This window comes from Pandoraea sp. (assembly GCF_004297875.1).
In the GTDB taxonomy this organism is placed as follows: domain Bacteria; phylum Pseudomonadota; class Gammaproteobacteria; order Burkholderiales; family Burkholderiaceae; genus Pandoraea.
Window position 1 is genome coordinate 18,875 of record NZ_SCSK01000003.1, and the last position, 18,527, is coordinate 37,401.

The following is an 18,527-nucleotide window of genomic DNA, read 5'->3' on the forward strand; positions in this document are numbered from 1 at the left end:
GAGTTTTGTTTATCGCGCGTCTCGGTTTATACCGTTCAGACTCAGGGGGCTTTGGCCGCCTTGATCGCCTGGGCGAGGTCATACACCGCCATCGCATAGAAAAAGCTGCGGTTATAGCGAGTGAGAACGTAGAAATTCTGTAGCCCGAGGAAGTATTGGGTGGGTTGATCGGGAGTCGGCAAATCGACCACCAACACCGGTGTGTTGCTCTGCGCGGCCAAATTCAATCCGGGTTCGTTCATCTCGATGCCCGCCTTCAGGAAATTGCCCAGCGTCCAATGCGGATTGGCCTGCCCGTCCGCGCCAGCCTGCGCCAGCCCTTGGCTGCCAGGGTCGCTTCCGATATGCCAGATGACCGGCCGATCACGCTCCCAGCCATGCTGCATCAGGAAATTGCCCACGCTGCCGATGGCGTCCGCGGCGCTGTGCGCCAGATCGATCTTGCCGTCGCCGTCGTAATCGATCGCGTAGTTGATCAGGCTGGTCGGCATGAATTGAGGGATGCCGATGGCGCCCGCATAGGACCCATAGACCGACAGCGGATCGACATTGCGCTCGCGGGTCCAGATCAAGAAATTTTCCAGCTGCTTGCGAAACATGGTCATGCGGTCGTCCCGATTCTTCGTCTGCGGATAGTCGAAGGCCAGGGTCGTCAAAGCGTCGATGGTACGGAAGTTGCCCATGTGCCGGCCGTAGACCGTCTCGACGCCGATGATGGCAACTATGATGCTCGCGGGCACGCCGAACTGGTTGGAGGCTCGTTTCAAGGCAGCATCGTTGTCCTGCCAGAACTGGACACCGTCGTTGATGCGGATGGAGTCGACCATGCGCGATTGATATGCGGTCCAGTTCTTTGGCGCTGGGATTGGCGGCGGTGCGACCAGACGCGCCGCCGTTTGAGAGTAATCGACTTGCGAAAACAACCGTTTCAACGCCGTGCCGTCGAATCCGTCACGCGCCACCAGATCGGCAATGAACGCGTCGACATCCGGATTGTTGGCATAATGCTGGGGCTCGATTTCCTCCTCCAGCGCGTTGTTTGTCCGATCGTTTCTCGGGGTCGCATGCGCGTGGACAGGGGCCAGGACGACAGCGACGACGGCAATCAAGAACGAAAATGAGACTTTGGCAACAATGCGCACCAGCTTGTCCACGTGAGGAGTCCTTAGCGGATTTTTCATACGGTCAGGCGAGAGTCGGGCAGGAGAAAAGCAATCCACGCAGTATAACCGAGTGAACCTGTGATACCTTAATTCGCGATTTCCCCCAGTTGCCAGCCGTGATGCGAACAGGCGGATAATAGTAATAGAGGCGGCGGAGCCTGGAGACTGGCCACGCAGCGATTTGAATAGATCGAGACAAAGATTTTGTATGGCGACCGGCTTTTACACGCACCCGGACTGTGTGCTCCATGAAATGGGCGAATGGCATCCGGAATGCCCTGCCCGCCTGCAGGCCATTGAAGACCAGTTGATCGCCGGGCGCATCGATGGCCTGCTGGAGCGGCGCGAAGCGCCGTTGGTGGCGGAAGCGGATATTTTGCGCGCGCATACGCGCGCCCACTGGGATTTCCTGTTGGCCAACGCGCCCAAAAGCGGCTACTTCGCGATCGACGGCGATACGGTTCTCAACTCTTACTCCCTGAGGGCTGCCCAACGAGCGGCTGGCGCGGCGGTTGCCGCGACCGACGCGGTGCTGGCCGGCGAGCTGGAGAATGCCTTTTGCAGTATCCGTCCGCCCGGACACCATGCGACTCCCGGCACCGCCATGGGGTTTTGTCTGCTGAATAATATTGCTGTTGCAGTGCGTCATGCGCTCGATGTCCATGGCTTGCAGCGGGTCGCCGTCATCGATTTCGACGTGCATCACGGCAACGGCACCGAAGCCGCGTTCGCGGGAGAGTCCCGCGTGCTGATGTGCAGCATTTTCCAGCATCCGTTTTACCCATACAGCGGCACCGAAAACCCAGCGGCCAACATGGTTAACGTGCCGGTGCCCGCGCGCACCGGCGGGATGGAGGTGCGCGAAATGATCGACCTGACCTGGCTGCCGCGCCTGGAAGAGTTCAAGCCTCAAATGATCTTCATCTCGGCGGGTTTCGATGCGCACCGCGACGACGACCTCGGCGGCCTTGCCTTGACCGAGGCGGATTTCAGCTGGATCACCGCGCAGGTCAAGGCGGTTGCGCAGCGCCATGCTCATGGACGCATCGTCAGCTGTCTGGAGGGGGGATATAACCTGTCGGCGCTTGGTCGCAGTGTCGTCGCGCATTTGAGGGTGCTTGCCGACCTGTAGCCGGACAATTCGCCAGTCTCACAACGAGGAGTTGAGCAATGAACCAGGAAGCCCAGCCGGATGCTCCCCTGCTGTTGCAAACACGCGATGCCCAGGGTGTCGTAACGCTGACCTTGAATCGGCCACGCCAATTCAACGCCTTGTCCGAGGCGATGCTGGATGCGCTGCAGCGGGCTTTGGAAGCTATCGCGGTCGATGAATCGGTGCGGGTGGTGATTATCGGCGGTGCGGGGCCGGCATTTTGCGCCGGACACGACCTCAAGGAGATGCGCGCCGCACCGTCGCTGGCTTATTATCAGGCGCTGTTTGCCCAATGCAGTCGCCTGATGCTGACGATTCAGCGTCTTCCCCAGCCGGTAATCGCCCGCGTGCATGGCCTGGCAACCGCTGCCGGATGCCAGTTGGTCGCCATGTGCGACCTCGCCGTAGCGGCCGACGTCGCGCGATTTGCGGTCTCCGGCATCAACTACGGCCTGTTTTGCGCCACACCCGGTGTGGCGCTGAGCCGGAACGTGTCGCGCAAGCAGGCGATGGAGATGCTGCTGACCGGCGAGTTCATCGATGCCAATACCGCGCGTGAGCGAGGCCTCGTCAATCGCGTCGTGCCGTTGGACAAACTCGACGACGACCTGGGGGCGCTGGCCCGCACGATCTGCGCCAAACCGGCGGTCGCCGTGGCTGCCGGCAAGGGCCTGTTTTATCGCCAACTGGAGACTGGTATCGAAGCCGCATACCAGCTGGCGGGGCAGACGATGGCCTGCAATATGATGGCCGGCGATGCCCTCGAAGGCGTTCAAGCCTTCATCGAAAAGCGCCCGCCGCAGTGGTCCAACGGCTGATCGGTGCGCGAGCGCTCACCACTGGTTTTCGAGCGCGAGCGGGCCGGGTGTCGCCGAGCGGCTCACCGCATAGCCCATATCTGTGAGCAGTTTGCGCGTATCACGCACCATTTCGGGGTTGCCGCACACCATGATGCGTGAATGCTGCGGTGAGAGCGTGGCCTTTGCTGCCTGTTCCAGCGCGCCGTTTTCGATAAGTTGCGTGATACGCCCATCAAGCGTGTCGGGTGCGTTCTCCCGCGTGACTGTTGCCAGATAGCGCAATCTGGCGGTGTGAGTCTCTGGTCCATTGCGAAGCGCGAAATCCTCGATCTCGTCACGGTAAGTCAAATCCGCGGCCAAGCGCACACTGTGCACCAGGAAGATTCGCTCGAATCGATGCCAGGGTTCCGGAATTCGTAGCATAGAGATATATGGCGCGAGCCCGGTGCCGGTCGCAAGCAGCCAGAGATCGCGGCCGTCCTCGAAGCGATCGAGCGTCAGGAAGCCATGGGCGGTATGCGCTACCAGCAATTCGTCGCCTGGCTGCATTTTGGCCAAACGCGGACTGAACTCGCCATTGGGTGCGACTATCGAATAGAACTCCAAATTTTCTTCATCAGGGGCGCAGACGAACGAGTATGCGCGCCAGACTTCGCTGCCATCTTCCTTGTGCAACCCCAATCTGACGAACTGCCCCGCGGTAAAACGCAGGCCGGCCGGGCGCGTCGTTTTGAAAGTAAACAAATTCGGCGTCCAGAATTTAATCTGTGTGATGCGTTGCGCAGAAAATTTCTCCGAATCACTCATGAGACCGGCTCCAATAGTCATGCTTGAAGTATAGTCCGCACGCCGTGCCAGCGAGCTTTAGCCGGAAAGCCGTTAAGGGCAAAGGGTCTTGTGGGTTACGCCGCCGACGCAGCACTTTGCGAATGGGCCAGCAGCCAGCCGGCCAATTCCTGCAAAACCTGCTCCCGGTCGAGGTCGTTCATGGTTTCATGGTAACTGCCGGGATACAGGCGCAGCGTCTTGTCGAGCGAGGCCGAGCCGGCATACAACGCCTGACTGCCGGAAGGCGAGGTCAGGCGATCCTCGGTGCCGTGGAAGATATACAGCGGCATGCGCAACGTGCCGCAAGCAGCCAGCACCCTGGACATGGCGTTGAGCAATTCCGCGCCCGTGCGCGCCGGTGTGCCGCCGTAACAGTTGAGCGGGTCGCTTGCCGCCTGAGCAATGACGGCAAGATCACGCGATATCAGGCGAGTGTCAATCTTGCGCACTGGCAGGCGAGGCAACGCGCGGGCCAGCCAGCGTCCGACCACAATCAGCGCTTTGGGAATGTCCGCGCCGAGTTGAATGGCTGGGCTGCTCAGGACCAGTCCGCGTACTGCCGGTTGGCGGGTGATTGCATATAACGCAGCGATCGTGCCTCCCATGCTGTGGCCTACCAGAAACACGGGTGTCGGACCGCAACGTCGTCGCAGGTCCGTCAGAAACACATCGGTATCGCTCAGATATTCGTCGAACTTGTCGACATACACTCGCGGGCCGCCGGAGCGCCCGTGACCGCGCAAATCGTAAGCGTAGGTGGCGAAGCCATGCTGGCCGAGGTATTCCGCAAGTTTGGCGTATCGGCCGCTATGCTCGCCCATGCCATGCACCAGTGCGATAGCCCCTCGCGGCGCGCCATCGGGCGCTTGCCACGATTGGGCGAACAAGGGCAGACCGTCGCTGCCGTGCAATTCGTAAGCGGTATGGGGCATGATGGGCGCGGCCGAGCATTAAAGCCGCTATTCGATCATAGTCGCTACCTCGGGCGCGAGGGCGGCACTAGAGGAAAAATCCCAAAATCAAAGTGGGAATTCGCTGGTTTTCAATTAAAATAGCACGATCGTTCGAAGCGAGTTTATCGCATCAAACTCATCAAAAGCGCAAAAAACACCGCAATTTGCATCATGATGCCTGTGGTTATAATGGCGCTGGAATGATGTGAATACCATTGTGGAGGAAGTTGATGAAAATTCTGGTACCGGTCAAGCGGGTGGTGGATTACAACGTCAAGGTCCGCGTCAAGAGCGATGGCAGCGGCGTGGACATTGCCAATGTGAAGATGTCGATGAACCCGTTCGACGAAATCGCGGTGGAAGAGGCGGTGCGGCTCAAGGAAGCGGGCGTGGCAACCGAAGTGATCGCCGTGTCGTGCGGCGCCACGCAATGCCAGGAGACGCTGCGCACGGCGCTGGCGATCGGCGCGGACCGCGCGATCCTGGTCGAGTCTGGCGAGGAACTGCAGCCGTTGGCCGTAGCCAAGCTGCTCAAGGCGCTGGTCGACAAGGAGCAGCCGCAACTGGTGATCCTGGGCAAGCAGGCGATCGATGACGACAGCAACCAGACCGGCCAGATGCTGGCCGCGCTCGCCGGCCTGCCGCAGGCGACTTTCGCCTCCAAGGTAGTGGTGGCCGACGGCCAGGCGCAAGTCACGCGCGAGGTCGATGGCGGGCTCGAGACGCTGGCGCTGAATCTGCCGGCGGTGGTCACCACCGATCTGCGCCTGAACGAGCCGCGCTACGTGACGCTGCCCAACATCATGAAGGCCAAGAAAAAGCCGCTGGAGACGGTCACGCCCGAGGCGCTCGGGGTGGACGTCGCGCCGCGTCTGAAAACCCTCAAGGTGAGCGAGCCGGCCAAGCGCAGCGCCGGGGTCAAGGTGCCCGACGTGGCCACGCTGGTCGACAAGCTGAAGAACGAAGCCAAGGTATTGTGAGGGAAGCCGTCATGAGCATTCTTGTAATTGCAGAACACGACAATCAGAGCATCAAGGCCGCCACGCTGAACACCGTGAGCGCAGCGGCGCAGTGCGGCAGCGACGTGCACGTGCTGGTGGCGGGCGCCAATTGCAGCGGCGCGGCCCAGCAGGCGGCCAAGATCGCCGGGGTGAGCAAGGTGCTGGTCGCCGATGCGCCGCATCTGGCCGACGGGCTGGCGGAGAACGTCGCTGCCCAAGTGCTGGCGATCGCCCAGGGTTACAGCCATATCCTCGCGCCGGCCACGGCGTACGGCAAGAACATCGCGCCGCGCGTGGCGGCGCTGCTGGACGTCGCGCAGCTCTCCGACATCACCCGCGTGGAGAGCGCAGACACGTTCGAGCGGCCGATCTATGCGGGCAACGCGCTGGCGGTGGTGCAAAGCGCAGACGCGGTGAAGGTCATCACGGTGCGCAGCACGGGGTTCGACGCGGCGGCGGCCGAAGGCGGCAGCGCGGCCATCGAGAACGTGACGGCGGCAGCCGACGCAGGCCTGTCGCGCTTCGTGGGGCGCGAGGTCACCAAGCTGGACCGGCCGGAGCTGACCTCGGCCAAGATCATCGTCTCGGGCGGTCGCGGGCTGGGTTCGGGCGAAAACTACACGAAGGTGCTCGAGCCGTTGGCGGACAAGCTGAACGCGGCGCTGGGCGCTTCGCGCGCGGCGGTCGACGCAGGCTACGTGCCCAACGATTATCAGGTCGGGCAGACCGGCAAGATCGTCGCGCCCCAGTTGTACATCGCGGTGGGCATCTCGGGCGCGATCCAGCATTTGGCCGGCATGAAGGATTCGAAGGTGATCGTGGCGATCAACAAGGATCCGGAGGCGCCGATCTTCTCGGTGGCGGACTACGGCCTGGTGGGCGATCTGTTCACCGTGGTGCCGGAGCTGATTGGCGCGTTGGGCTGAGCCACGCGAGAACACCCGGCAGGTGAAGCAAAAAGCAAGGGCGCATGGCAATTTCCTGCGCCCTTTTTCTCGGTCTCGCGCGGCGTGCATCCCGCGGAACAACACATTTTTTTAATGTCAAAGGAGACGGCCATGAGCTATCAAGCGCCTGTCAAGGAAATGTTGTTTGTCATGAACGAATTGGCCGGACTGGCGCAAGTGGCGGCATTGCCGGGCTTCGAGGATGCCACGCCGGAAACGGTGCAGGCGGTGCTGGAGGAGGCCGCCAAGTTCAATCAGGAGGTGGTCGCGCCGTTGAACGTCACCGGTGACAAGTACCCCAGCACCTGGCAGGACGGCAACGTTCACACGACTCCCGGTTTCAAGGAGGCATTTCGCCAATTCGGCGAAGCTGGCTGGCAGGGGGTGCTGCACCCGCAGGCGTACGGAGGGCAAGGGTTGCCGAAACTGGTAGCGACCGCCTGCAACGAGATGCTCAATGCCGCGAATCTCTCGTTTGCCCTCTGTCCGCTGCTCACCGATGGCGCCGTCGAGGCCTTGTTGACCGCCGGCAACCCGGCGCAACAGCAGCTTTATGTGCCGCGCCTGCTGTCGGGGCAATGGACTGGCACGATGAACCTGACCGAGCCGCAGGCAGGGTCCGACCTGGCACTGGTGCGCACGCGTGCCGAACCACAGGCCGACGGTAGCTACAAGCTATTCGGCACCAAGATATACATCACCTATGGCGAGCACGACATGGCCGAGAATATCGTCCATCTGGTGCTGGCGCGAACCCCCGATGCCCCCGAGGGAGTAAAAGGCATCTCGCTGTTTATCGTGCCCAAGTTCCTGGTCAACGACGATGGCACGCTCGGGGCGCGCAATGACGTGCATTGCGTATCGATCGAGCATAAATTGGGCATCAAGGCGAGCCCGACGGCTGTGTTGCAATTCGGCGACCATGGCGGAGCGACTGGCTACTTGGTCGGCGAACTCAATCACGGCCTCGAGTATATGTTCATCATGATGAACGCCGCCCGGTTTGCTGTCGGCATGCAGGGTGTGTCGATTGCCGATCGCGCTTACCAGAAGGCGGTGGCATACGCCCGCGAGCGGGTGCAAAGCCGGCCAGTCGACGGCTCGGCGCGCCAGGCGGTCACCATCGTCCACCACCCAGACGTCAGGCGCATGCTGATGACCATGCGTGCCCAGACCGAGGGCGCACGGGCGTTGGCTTATGCGGCGGCTGGCGCGTGCGACATCGCGCACCATCACCCCGATGCTCAGGTGCGGCGCGACAATGCGGCGATCTATGAATATCTCGTGCCGATCGTCAAGGGATGGAGTACCGAGATGTCGCTGGAGGTCACCAGCCTGGGCGTGCAAGTGCATGGTGGCATGGGATTCATCGAAGAAACCGGTGCGGCGCAATACTACCGCGACGCAAGGATCCTGACGATTTACGAGGGCACCACGGCCATCCAGGCCAATGACCTGGTGGGGCGCAAGACGGTGCGCGACGGTGGCGCTGCGGCCAGGGCGCTATGTGCCGAAATTGAAGCGACCGAGGCACAATTGACGGCCCAGGGCGAGGCCGGCGCGGCCATCGGCCGGCGTCTGGCGGCGGGGCGGCAGGCATTGCTGCGCGTGGTCGACTTCGTGGTCACCCAGACCAAGTCGCAGCCCAATGCCGTCTTTGCCGGCAGCGTGCCGTACTTGAAACTCGCCGGTATTGTATTGGCCGGCTGGCAATTGGGTCGCGCTTTCCTCGCGGCGCAGCGTCGATTCGACGAGGACAAGGCATTTTATGGCGCGAAGCAAGTCACCGCGCGCTTTTTCGCCGATCATGTGCTGACGCAGGCGCCAGGCCTGGCTACCGCCATCATCGAAGGTGGCGAGGGGGTGCTGGCGTTGACCGAAGCGCAGTTCTGATTGTTATCACGAGCAATGCAAGAGGTCGCGGCAACTACCGCGACCTTGCCAGCGGGGCTCGCGCTCGCTCAGGCTCGCCCAGGTAAATGAGCGATGGCGCTCGAAGGGGCTTGATACCGATAGTTCAACGCCTGCGCGACTTCGGCGTTTGTCACTTCGCCATTGGCGACGTTCAGACCGTTGAGCAGATGCGGGTTTGCCTCGAGGGCGCCGCGCACGCCTTGTTCGGCGAGTTGAAGAATGAATGGCAGTGTCACATTGTTGAGCGCCTTTGTGGATGTCCGCGGCACGCCGCCCGGCATATTGGCGACGCAGTAATGCACAATGTCGTCGACGACGTACACAGGGTCGGCATGCGTGGTCGCGCGCGAGGTTTCACAGCAACCACCCTGATCGATCGCCACGTCGACAATCACCGCGCCACGCTGCATCAGACCCAGCATATCGCGCGTAATCAGCTTGGGTGCCGCCGCCCCCGGAATCAGCACGCCGCCGACCACCAGATCGGCGTCACGCAAATGCTGTTCGATCGCGTGGCGGGTCGAATAAACGGTCTTGATGCGGCCGCCGAACTGGGCCGATAGCCGGCGCAGAACGTCCACCGAGCGGTCGATCACTATCACTTCGGCACCCATCCCGCAGGCGATGGTGGCGGCATTGGAGCCAACCACGCCGCCACCGAGAATCACGATTTTGCCGGGTTCGACGCCCGGTACCCCCGAGAGCAGCAGCCCCAGGCCGCCATGCGATTTCTCCAGGGCGCTGGCGCCCGCTTGAATCGCCATGCGGCCAGCGACTTCGGACATCGGTGCCAGCAGAGGCAGCCCCCCCTGGGACGAGGTCACGGTTTCATAAGCAATGCAGGTCGCGCCGCTCTTGACCAGATCAGCCGTCTGCTCGGGGTCCGGCGCCAAGTGCAAGTACGTGAAAAGCGTTTGCTCGGGCCGCAACCGCGCTCGCTCGACGGCTTGGGGCTCCTTGACTTTGACGATCAGTTCGGCACGCTCGAAAACTTCCGCCGCGCTAGTTGCAATATGGGCGCCGGCGGCAACATAGGTCTGATCGTCCATGCCGATGCCTTCGCCGGCACGGCTCTCGATCCAGACTTCGTGGCCGTGCGCGACCACTTCGCGCACGGCGCCGGGCGTCATGCCGACGCGAAACTCATTGTTCTTGATTTCCTTGGGTACGCCGATTTTCATGGCTGTCTCCTGTCATGCTGTGCTCTGATGCAGTGGTGGAATAAAAAAAAGGCGCTCGAGAGCGCCGCTCGCGTATCAGGCATAAGCCGGTTGCCGCACACCGACGGGTTCGCCCAGGTAACGGGCTACCGATAAGTCGTCCGCGGCGATGGCTGGCCGACGGCCGGAGATCAAGTCGGCCAGCAGTTGGCCCGAGCCGCACGACATGGTCCAGCCAAGCGTGCCGTGCCCCGTGTTCAGGAATAGATTGTTGACTGGCGTGGCGCCGACGATCGGCGTGCCGTCCGGCGTCATTGGCCGCAAACCTGTCCAGAAACTGGCCTCGGCGGTGTCGCCTGCACCGGGATACAGATCATTGACGACCATCTCCAGCGTGGCGCGCCGTTGTGTCTTGAGGCGGTTGTCGTAGCCGACGACCTCGGCCATGCCGCCGACGCGGATGCGATTGTCGAAACGTGTGATCGCAATCTTGTAGGTTTCATCCAGCACGGTCGACACGGGGGCAGCGCGTTCGTCGGCGATGGGTACGGTGATCGAATATCCCTTGAGCGGATACACCGGAATATCGACGATGCCGCGCAGGAACGGGGTCGAATACGAACCGAGCGCGACCACGTAGGCATCGGCGGTAATGATTTGCTCGCCCGAGCGGACACCGCTGATTTCATCGCCGTTCGTCAACAGCCCGTCGATCGGTGTGTCGTAGCGAAATTGCACGCCCAGACTCTCGGCCATCGCGGCCAGGCGCGTCGTGAACAACTGGCAGTCGCCGGTCTCGTCATTGGGCAAGCGCAGGCCACCCGTCAGCTTGTGGCTGACGGCCGCCAGCGCCGGCTCGACCCGTGCCAGTTCGGCGGGCGAGAGCAGTTCGAAGGGCACACCCGCTTGCTCGAGCACGGCGATGTCGCGCGCTGCGTTATCGAGTTGCGCTTGCGTACGGAACAACTGCAACGTGCCTTGCTGGCGCCCCTCGTATTCGATGCCGGTTTCTGCGCGCAAGGCACGGAAGCAATCGCGGCTGTACTCGGCCAAGCGCACCATGCGCTCCTTGTTGACCGCGTAGCGACTGGCAGTGCAGTTGCGCAGCATATGGTAGAGCCAGCGCAACTGGAACAGCGAGCCGTCGGCGCGAATGGCCAACGGCGCGTGGGTCTGGAACAGCCATTTGACGGCTTTGAGCGGGATGCCTGGGGCCGCCCACGGTGAAGCATAACCCGGAGAGATCTGTCCGGCATTGCCGAAACTGGTCTCCAGCGCGGGGCCGGGCTGGCGGTCGAGGACGGTGACCTGATGGCCGGCCCGTGCGAGATAGAAGGCGCTGGCAGTACCAATGACGCCGCTACCGAGAATGACCACCCGCATAGTGTTCTCCGATGCTGTAAATTTAAAGATATGTATTAATAATCGCTATACTATTAACTATTAAGTAGTAATTGTTCATATATATTTCAGATTTTCGAGAAGAAATAATGAGAATCCAGCAGCAGTCCGTGCGCACGCTCGACAAACTGGATCGACGCATCCTGACGATCCTGCAGCGTGAGGGCCGCATCTCGATGAAGGACCTCGCCGAGCAGGTCGGTCTGTCGATCACGCCGTGTATCGAGCGGGTCAAGCGCATGGAGCGTGACGGCGTGATCACCGGCTATTACGCGCGGGTCGATCCGGTGGCGCTGGGCGCCACGCTGCTGGTGTTCGTCGAAATCACGCTGGATCACAAATCGGGCAATATGTTCGAGCAGTTTCGCCGCGAGGTGCTGCGCATTCCCGAGGTGCTCGAGTGTCATCTGGTCTCAGGCGATTTCGACTACCTGATCAAGGCGCGCATCCGGGAGATGTCGGAATACCGCAAGCTGCTGGGCGACATCCTGCTGCAGCTGCCCGGTGCCGTGCAGTCCAAGAGCTATGTGGTGATGGAAGAAATCAAGGAGACGCTCGTGATCGACGTGAACGAATGAGTGGAGCCGCGCGTAGCAGCAAAATCGCCGAGATTCTGGCAAATGGCGGAAGAGACGATATACTGTACAAATATATAGTTATTGAGGGATCGCCATGCCTTCCTCCGGTCAGCCTGGCGCCGTGCTCAAGGGGCGGGGCGCCACGTCCAATCAGGTCGAACGATTCAGTGCCTGGTCACGCGAGCCCGACGAGGCGGTCGAATTCGCCAACGCGGCTCATGAGCACGTGGTGCAATTCAGGACACACGTCACCGACGAAATCGCGCGTCGCATCATTTCCCGCAACAATTCGCCGGACGTGCCGTTCGACCGGTCGATCAATCCCTATCGAGGCTGCGAACACGGCTGCATCTACTGTTTTGCTCGACCGACGCACGCCTATCTCGGACTCTCGCCGGGCCTCGACTTCGAGACGGAGTTATATGCCAAGCGTAACGCCGCGGAGCTGCTGCGCGCGGAATTGACCAAGGCGAGCTATCGGCCGGCGGTACTCGCCCTCGGCGCCAACACCGATCCCTACCAGCCGATCGAGCGCGGGCTTGCCATTACGCGCTCCATACTCGAGGTGCTGGAGGACTTCAATCATCCGGTCGGCATCACCACCAAGTCGGCGCTGGTGGTGCGTGACCTCGACATTCTCTCTCGCATGGCGTGCAAGGGCTTGGTGCGCGTGTTTCTATCGGTGTGCACGCTGGACGCCGATCTTGCGCGGTTGCTGGAGCCGCGCGCCAATACGCCGGGGCGGCGCGTAGAAGCCATCCGTCGGCTCGCCGAGGCGGGCGTGCCTGCCGGCGTCATCGTCGCGCCGATCATACCGGCCCTGAACGACTATGACATCGAGCGTGTGCTCGAGGCGTCGGCCCAGGCTGGCGCGGAGGGCGCCGGCTACGTAATGCTGCGCCTGCCGCTCGAGGTTCGCGATCTGTTTGTCGAATGGCTGCACGCTCACTTCCCGTCACGCGCGGCACATGTGATGAGCCTCATCGAGCAAGTCCGGGACGGCCGTCACAACGACGCAAACTTTGGCAGTCGCATGCGCGGCACTGGCCAATACGCCGAACTGGTCCGCCGGCGTTTCGAACTGGCGTGCCGCCGGCATGGCTTGAATTTGACGCGCCGGCCGTTGGACACGACGCAGTTTCGTCGGCCCGGCGCGCATGGCCCGCAACTGAACCTGTTCTGAGTGACGACCTCAGCGCGCTACGTTTTTTCGCCGCCGGCGACTTCGCGCAACGCCTTGCGAATGATCTTGCCGGTGGTCGTCATCGGCAACGCATCGACGAAACTGACCTCGCGCGGGTACTCATGCGCGGCCAGGCGCGTCTTGACGTGCGTTTGGATTTCCTTGACCAGCGCGTCGCTGGGCTTGTAGTCGGCGTTGAGCACCACGAACGCCTTGACGATCTCGGTGCGTTCACGATCGGGAACGCCGATCACGGCCGCCATGCGCACGGCGGGATGACCGAGCAGGCAGTCTTCGATCGGTCCCGGACCGATGCGGTAGCCGGCGCTGGTGATAACGTCGTCGTTGCGTCCGATGAACCGCACGAAACCATCGACGTCCTCTACGCCAAGATCGCCAGTAATCAAATAGTCGCCGGCGTACTTTGCGCGAGTAGCGTCGGGATTGCCCCAGTAGCCGAGGAACATCACCGGATCGGGAGCGCGCACGGCGATATTGCCCTCGGTGCCAACCGGCAATACTTCGCCGGCATCGTTGACGATCCGCACCTCGTGTCCTGGTGCTGCTTTGCCGATCGAGCCGATTCTGGGGGGAAACAGCGACGAGCACGACGACAGCACCACATTGCATTCGGTCTGTCCGTAGAACTCGTTGATGGTGACGCCCAGCGCGGCCTGCCCCCACTCGATCAACTCTTCGCCAAGGGACTCGCCGCCGCTGGCGACAGCGCGCAGCGAAAGGCGCCAGCGTTGCGGATTCTTGACCGAACGCATCATCTTGAGGGCGGTCGGCGGCAGGAAGGTATGGGTGACGCCATGGCGCGCCATCAGATCGAATGCCGCCTCGCCGTCGAATTTCTCGAAGCGACGGGCAAGCACGGCCACGCCATGGTGCCAGGCCGGCAACAGCACATCGAGCAGTCCGCCGATCCAGGCCCAATCGGCCGGAGTCCACATCAGCCGCGCATGCTCGGGGAAAAACTCGTGCGACATCTCGACGCCGGGCAGATGCCCCAGCAGCACGCGGTGCGCATGCAGCGCGCCTTTGGGTTTGCCGGTCGTGCCGGAAGTGTAGATGATGACGGCGGGGTCGTCCGCTGACGTGTCGACTGGCTCGAACGCATCGGATTCTGCCTGAAGATGTTGCCAGAAATCGCAGGCATCGGTATCGGAAGCTGTCGCGTCGATGCAATAGATCGTCGTCAGATCGGGCAATGTGTCGCGAATCGAGCGAATCTTCTCCAAGCCCAGACGATCGGTGATCAGCGCGGCTGCGCCGCAGTTTGACAAGCGGTACTGGAGTGCCTCAACGCCGAACAACGCGAACAGCGGCACGGCCACCGCTCCCAGTTTGTAGGCGGCGACATGGGCCAGAGCCGTTTCCGGCGTTTGCGGAAGAAAGATGCCGATGCGCTCGCCGCGCTCGATGCCGCGCCGGCGCAGGCTATTGGCGAGTTGATTGGAGCGCGCCTTGATGTCGTCGAAGGTATAGCGTGCTTGCGTGCCGTCGTTCTTTTCATAGATGAGCGCAAGGCGGCCGCTGCCGTCGGCCCATTTGTCGCAGGTGTCGACGCCGATATTGAAGCGTGGCGGGACATGCCACGAAAACCCGGCAACGAGTTCGGCATAAGTGGTTTGCCTGGTCAGCATCTTTGTCTCCTTTGGATTCAGCCGTTACCCGGTGGCCGGCCCGTGCAGGTCAGCGCGGTGATACGGTCGTTTTTGTCATTGTGACAGCGAATTGGGTGGCAGATGTGCCTCGAAGTACGTCTGGAAGCCGACGACGAGACCGAACATCAAGAGCCCGGCGCCCACGAAAAGGGAAAGGCTCACGATCAGAATGACGCTCCAGCCGGAACTGGATTTGCGTGAGTTCCGGCTATTGAAGCGGCCATTCCAGGCATCGTCAGGGCGCAGTCCGTAGACGATCGCGGCCAGCAAGCTGGAAAACAGCGAAACGGCGCCACAGATCGCGAGCCCCCAGCCCAGCGGCGACATCAGTTGGCTGCGCATCAGCAGGTGCCAGCCGCTGAGGCCGAGCAGGGTGCCAAGCACATGCAGCCAACCGAATGTGTCGCGCGGCCCGTACAGATAAAAGCGATGACCGCCAAGCGTGCCGAGTACAGAGGCAAGCAGGGCGGCCACGGTCTTGGATTTATAAGCCATGGGGCGTCAGTAGGGAGATGCGGCCAGTTGTCTTTCGATCGCGCCTGCCCAGAGACGACGCGCCAGTTGGCCATGCCGGCAGGTGCGCCGGATGCCGCAGGCCCACGCCCGGTCAGTGCGGCGCTTATTCTACGCTGGCGCTCGGCCCGATGCTATCGATTTGCCCGGCGTGTTATCGGCCAGCGACCCTTGCCTGGGAATGACCTGACGGGCAAAGGTCAGACGATCCGTGTCGTGTACGAAAAGGACCAGCGTGTCGCCGGTCAGTTCGAACCGGTCGACGTGCGCGAGGGTGGCGAGAAACCGCGATTCGAACGCCATCACGTCGACCGGACAGCTCATGCGGGTGGTCGATGGCGTGTTCAGGCTGATCTGCTGGGTTGCCGGACCGACGTGATATTGCCCGAAAATCCGGTTGCAGCCGCCCGAGCCGCTATAGGCACCGTCTTTCTCGAGCGCCAGGGTAACGTCGCGCGCTGCGGAGGGCACTGAAGCGTGCTGCCCGGTCCAGCTCAACAAGACCCATCGACCGGCCAGCCTGTCGGTGGCGTTCGCGGACTGCTCGATGGCCCCGTTGGCATGCGGCGAAATCGGCGTTGCCGCGCATCCGACAAAGGAACCCAGCACGATCGAGGATGCGGCCAGCAACCGGGCAGCTCTCGTGAAGGCATTCTTTTTGGTCATTTTTGTGATCCGTGGTGCTGCAAAGCGTTGGATGTCTGAGCCGATTGACTCTCGGCTGAGCCGGTCGGTTCCTTGCGGCTGCGTATCGCATATTTTTTGCCGCCATCACCTCATCCTCAGGATATTCCGGTCGACACCGGATGGAAAGCGGCGCGCCACAAAACCCCCTGCGGCGCGCCTGGCCCGGGCCGACGCCGTGCGCACGCTTGGCGTGGCGAGCTGTTGGGGCTGCTCGAAGTGTTTGTTTTGACGATGTTTTTGCGCTATAATCACGCGCTTTCTGTGCTCAAACCCGTTTAGGTTTCTCAAGGAATTACTATGGTCGTTATCCGCCTGGCTCGCGGCGGCGCGAAAAAGCGCCCGTTTTACAACATCGTGGCAACGGATTCCCGTAATCGCCGCGATGGCCGTTTCATCGAGCGCATTGGGTTCTACAACCCGGTCGCGTCGGACAAGGAAGAGGGTCTGCGTATTGCCCAAGACCGCCTGACCTATTGGCAAGGCGTTGGCGCACAGCTGTCGCCGACCGTCACGCGCCTGCTCAAGCAGCAAGTCGCACAAAAGACGGCCTGATTGATATCGTACATGCCTGACGGGTTGGGTATTTCAATACGGTGCGCCGAATCACATGCGCAACGGTGAATCACTGATCCGCCGTCAGGCGACGCGGCAGGGGGACTTGCCGTCGGCTTGCACGCCTGTGACGGCTGGCGATCTGCCGGACGATTTAGTGGAGTTGGGCTATGTCGCGGAAGCGCATGGCATTCGTGGCTGGTTGAAGATACAGCCGCACTCCGCCGATGGCGCAGTGCTCCTGGGGACTCGCCGCTGGTGGTTGCGGTGGCCCGGCGAATGTGATGCCTATGTCATCGAAATCGCCCGCAGTCGCGAGCACAGTGGCTCGATTGTCGCTCAACCGAAAGGCATCGACGGTCGCGATGCTGCCGAAGCCCTCAAGGGTTTTCAGGTTTGGGTGCCCCGCAGCGCCTTTCCGGCGCCGCAGGAAAATGAATTTTACTGGGTCGATTTGATCGGCGCCCAGGTGACCAACCTGCAGGGCGAGACGCTCGGCAAGGTCAGAGGCCTGCTTGACAACGGGGCGCATGCGGTTCTGCGCGTGACTTACCCGGCGATCGACCGGCATGGCGCGGCGCAGGATGCTGAGCGGTTGATTCCGTTCGTCGGCCAGTACGTGCACGAAGTCGATACGGCAAGCGGGCGTATCGTGGTCGACTGGGGGCTGGACTATTAGCGCACACCGGCGAGGCTCGATGGCCTTTGGGGATACATGAGGAGGAGCGGTGCAGTTCGACGTCATCACGCTCTTTCCTGAAATGTTCCAGGCGATTAGCGAATGGGGAATCACCAGTCGCGCCCTGAAGCAGGGGCAGTTCGGAATGCGCTTGTGGAATCCGCGCGATTTCACCAGCAACAACTATCGCACGGTCGACGATCGTCCTTATGGCGGCGGGCCCGGTATGGTGATGTTGGCCAAACCGCTCGAGGATGCGATCGACGCCGCGCGAGCGGCGCAACGTCAGGCGGGGGTGCATAGGCCGCATGTGGTGGCGCTGTCGCCGCAAGGCGCGCCGCTGAGCCACGGTCATGTCATGCGCTTCGCGGCGGAGGAAGGGCTCGTGTTGTTGTGTGGCCGCTACGAGGCGATCGACCAGCGCCTGATCGATCGCTGCGTCGACGAAGAAATCAGCCTGGGTGATTTCGTGCTGTCGGGTGGGGAGTTGCCGGCAATGGCCTTGATGGACGCGGTAGTCCGGCAATTGCCCGGTGTATTGAACGACGCGCAGTCGGCGCAGCAGGACAGTTTCGTGAACGGCCTGCTCGATTGCCCGCATTACACCCGGCCGGAAGAGTATCAAGGCGTGCGTGTCCCGGACGTACTGTTGGGGGGGCACCATGCGGAAATCGAAAAATGGCGACGCCAACAGGCAGTGGCCAACACATGGCGCAAGCGGCCCGATCTGATCGAGGCGGCGCGTCGCAATGGATTGCTCAGCAAGGCCGACGAGGCTGTGCTGGCAAAACTGGCAAACGAGCCGAATTAGTGGCCCGCTTGCCGGAGGGTGGCGTCGTTGAATCGGCGCCGATTAAAAAAACCCATCCTCTGTCGAGACCGGCCCCGTTGGGGTGGTATGAAACGTCGATATGATGGCTATGGAGTAAGCAATGAACCTGATCGAACAACTCGAAAAGGAAGAGATCGTCCGCCTGACCGCCAACAAGAGCATTCCCGAGTTTGCTCCTGGAGACACCGTGGTGGTTAACGTCAACGTCGTTGAAGGAAACCGCAAGCGCGTTCAGGCTTACGAAGGCGTGGTGATCGCCAAGCGCAACCGTGGTCTGAATTCCTCGTTCATCGTGCGCAAGATTTCTTCGGGTGAAGGCGTGGAACGTACGTTCCAAACGTACTCGCCGCTGTTGGCCAGCATCGAAGTCAAGCGTCGCGGCGACGTCCGCCGTGCGAAGCTGTACTATTTGCGCGATCGCTCGGGCAAATCGGCTCGCATCAAGGAAAAGCTGGCGTTCAAGAACAAAAACACGGCGGCAGAAGCCTAAAGCATCGGCAGCACCACGAAAAA

General features: G+C 61.7%; 19 protein-coding genes. 11 read left to right on the forward strand and 8 right to left on the reverse strand.

What is annotated here, in order from left to right; all coding sequences use genetic code 11:
• Window positions 1–41 precede the first annotated feature (41 nt).
• Window positions 42–1,154 (reverse strand): lytic murein transglycosylase B, encoded by a 1,113-nt coding sequence (gene mltB, locus EPN80_RS00975; RefSeq protein ID WP_293022481.1) that lies wholly within the window; start codon window positions 1,152–1,154, stop codon window positions 42–44.
• Window positions 1,155–1,371: 217 nt separating this feature from the next.
• Here mltB and EPN80_RS00980 point away from each other — a divergent pair, with 217 nt between their 5' ends.
• Together EPN80_RS00980 and EPN80_RS00985 are read left to right on the forward strand one after the other, a co-directional pair.
• Window positions 1,372–2,295 carry a histone deacetylase family protein gene (locus tag EPN80_RS00980; protein WP_293022484.1) on the forward strand — a complete coding sequence of 308 codons (924 nt, stop codon included), beginning with the start codon at window positions 1,372–1,374 and terminating at the stop codon, window positions 2,293–2,295.
• Window positions 2,296–2,333: 38 nt separating this feature from the next.
• Complete coding sequence (locus tag EPN80_RS00985; RefSeq protein ID WP_293022487.1) at window positions 2,334–3,134, forward strand: enoyl-CoA hydratase; 801 nt, start codon at window positions 2,334–2,336, stop codon at window positions 3,132–3,134.
• A gap of 15 nt (window positions 3,135–3,149) precedes the next feature.
• Here EPN80_RS00985 and EPN80_RS00990 read toward each other — a convergent pair whose 3' ends face one another.
• Together EPN80_RS00990 and EPN80_RS00995 are read right to left on the reverse strand one after the other, a co-directional pair.
• Window positions 3,150–3,944 (reverse strand): ferredoxin--NADP reductase, encoded by a 795-nt coding sequence (locus EPN80_RS00990; protein ID WP_293022489.1) that lies wholly within the window; start codon window positions 3,942–3,944, stop codon window positions 3,150–3,152.
• 74 nt (window positions 3,945–4,018) lie between these two features.
• Window positions 4,019–4,876, reverse strand: coding sequence for an alpha/beta hydrolase (locus EPN80_RS00995; protein ID WP_293022491.1), 858 nt, complete (start codon window positions 4,874–4,876; stop codon window positions 4,019–4,021).
• Window positions 4,877–5,127: 251 nt separating this feature from the next.
• Between EPN80_RS00995 and EPN80_RS01000 the strand changes: the two genes are divergently transcribed.
• The 3 genes from EPN80_RS01000 (at window position 5,128) to EPN80_RS01010 (ending at window position 8,738) form a co-directional block, all read left to right on the forward strand.
• Entirely contained in the window at window positions 5,128–5,877 is a 750-nt protein-coding gene (locus EPN80_RS01000; RefSeq protein WP_293022494.1) for an electron transfer flavoprotein subunit beta/FixA family protein, read from the forward strand.
• An 11-nt stretch (window positions 5,878–5,888) separates the two neighbouring features.
• Entirely contained in the window at window positions 5,889–6,824 is a 936-nt protein-coding gene (locus tag EPN80_RS01005) for an FAD-binding protein (protein WP_293022496.1), read from the forward strand.
• 132 nt (window positions 6,825–6,956) lie between these two features.
• Complete coding sequence (locus EPN80_RS01010; protein ID WP_293022498.1) at window positions 6,957–8,738, forward strand: acyl-CoA dehydrogenase; 1,782 nt, start codon at window positions 6,957–6,959, stop codon at window positions 8,736–8,738.
• 68 nt (window positions 8,739–8,806) lie between these two features.
• On the opposite strand, the gene ald is transcribed toward EPN80_RS01010, so the two are convergent.
• A complete protein-coding gene (ald, locus tag EPN80_RS01015; RefSeq protein WP_293022500.1) occupies window positions 8,807–9,940 on the reverse strand; it encodes an alanine dehydrogenase in 1,134 nt (377 codons plus the stop codon).
• Window positions 9,941–10,015: 75 nt separating this feature from the next.
• Window positions 10,016–11,302: a D-amino acid dehydrogenase gene (locus EPN80_RS01020; protein ID WP_293022501.1), complete on the reverse strand. Its 1,287-nt coding sequence runs from the start codon at window positions 11,300–11,302 to the stop codon at window positions 10,016–10,018.
• 107 nt (window positions 11,303–11,409) lie between these two features.
• On the opposite strand from EPN80_RS01020, the gene EPN80_RS01025 reads away from it, so the two are divergent.
• Window positions 11,410–11,898, forward strand: coding sequence for an Lrp/AsnC ligand binding domain-containing protein (locus tag EPN80_RS01025; protein ID WP_293022502.1), 489 nt, complete (start codon window positions 11,410–11,412; stop codon window positions 11,896–11,898).
• A 94-nt stretch (window positions 11,899–11,992) separates the two neighbouring features.
• Window positions 11,993–13,081, forward strand: coding sequence for a PA0069 family radical SAM protein (locus tag EPN80_RS01030; RefSeq protein WP_293022504.1), 1,089 nt, complete (start codon window positions 11,993–11,995; stop codon window positions 13,079–13,081).
• A 17-nt stretch (window positions 13,082–13,098) separates the two neighbouring features.
• Here EPN80_RS01030 and EPN80_RS01035 read toward each other — a convergent pair whose 3' ends face one another.
• From EPN80_RS01035 to EPN80_RS01045, 3 genes are all read right to left on the reverse strand, one after another.
• Window positions 13,099–14,730, reverse strand: a complete 1,632-nt coding sequence (locus EPN80_RS01035) for an acyl-CoA synthetase (RefSeq protein ID WP_293022507.1) — start codon at window positions 14,728–14,730, stop codon at window positions 13,099–13,101.
• A gap of 75 nt (window positions 14,731–14,805) precedes the next feature.
• Entirely contained in the window at window positions 14,806–15,246 is a 441-nt protein-coding gene (locus EPN80_RS01040; RefSeq protein WP_293022510.1) for an NINE protein, read from the reverse strand.
• A 129-nt stretch (window positions 15,247–15,375) separates the two neighbouring features.
• The gene (locus EPN80_RS01045) at window positions 15,376–15,930 is read right to left on the reverse strand and encodes an META domain-containing protein (RefSeq protein WP_293022513.1); all 555 of its coding nucleotides are present in this window, start codon (window positions 15,928–15,930) and stop codon (window positions 15,376–15,378) included.
• A 318-nt stretch (window positions 15,931–16,248) separates the two neighbouring features.
• Here EPN80_RS01045 and rpsP point away from each other — a divergent pair, with 318 nt between their 5' ends.
• The 4 genes from rpsP to rplS all read left to right on the forward strand — a co-directional run bounded on the left by rpsP (window position 16,249) and on the right by rplS (window position 18,504).
• Window positions 16,249–16,503 carry a 30S ribosomal protein S16 gene (rpsP, locus tag EPN80_RS01050; protein WP_293022516.1) on the forward strand — a complete coding sequence of 85 codons (255 nt, stop codon included), beginning with the start codon at window positions 16,249–16,251 and terminating at the stop codon, window positions 16,501–16,503.
• A gap of 55 nt (window positions 16,504–16,558) precedes the next feature.
• Entirely contained in the window at window positions 16,559–17,182 is a 624-nt protein-coding gene (rimM, locus tag EPN80_RS01055) for a ribosome maturation factor RimM (protein WP_293022519.1), read from the forward strand.
• A 49-nt stretch (window positions 17,183–17,231) separates the two neighbouring features.
• Complete coding sequence (gene trmD / locus EPN80_RS01060; protein ID WP_293022522.1) at window positions 17,232–17,993, forward strand: tRNA (guanosine(37)-N1)-methyltransferase TrmD; 762 nt, start codon at window positions 17,232–17,234, stop codon at window positions 17,991–17,993.
• Between the two features lie 121 nt (window positions 17,994–18,114).
• Window positions 18,115–18,504 carry a 50S ribosomal protein L19 gene (rplS, locus tag EPN80_RS01065; RefSeq protein WP_293022525.1) on the forward strand — a complete coding sequence of 130 codons (390 nt, stop codon included), beginning with the start codon at window positions 18,115–18,117 and terminating at the stop codon, window positions 18,502–18,504.
• The last annotated feature ends 23 nt before the right edge of the window (window positions 18,505–18,527 follow it).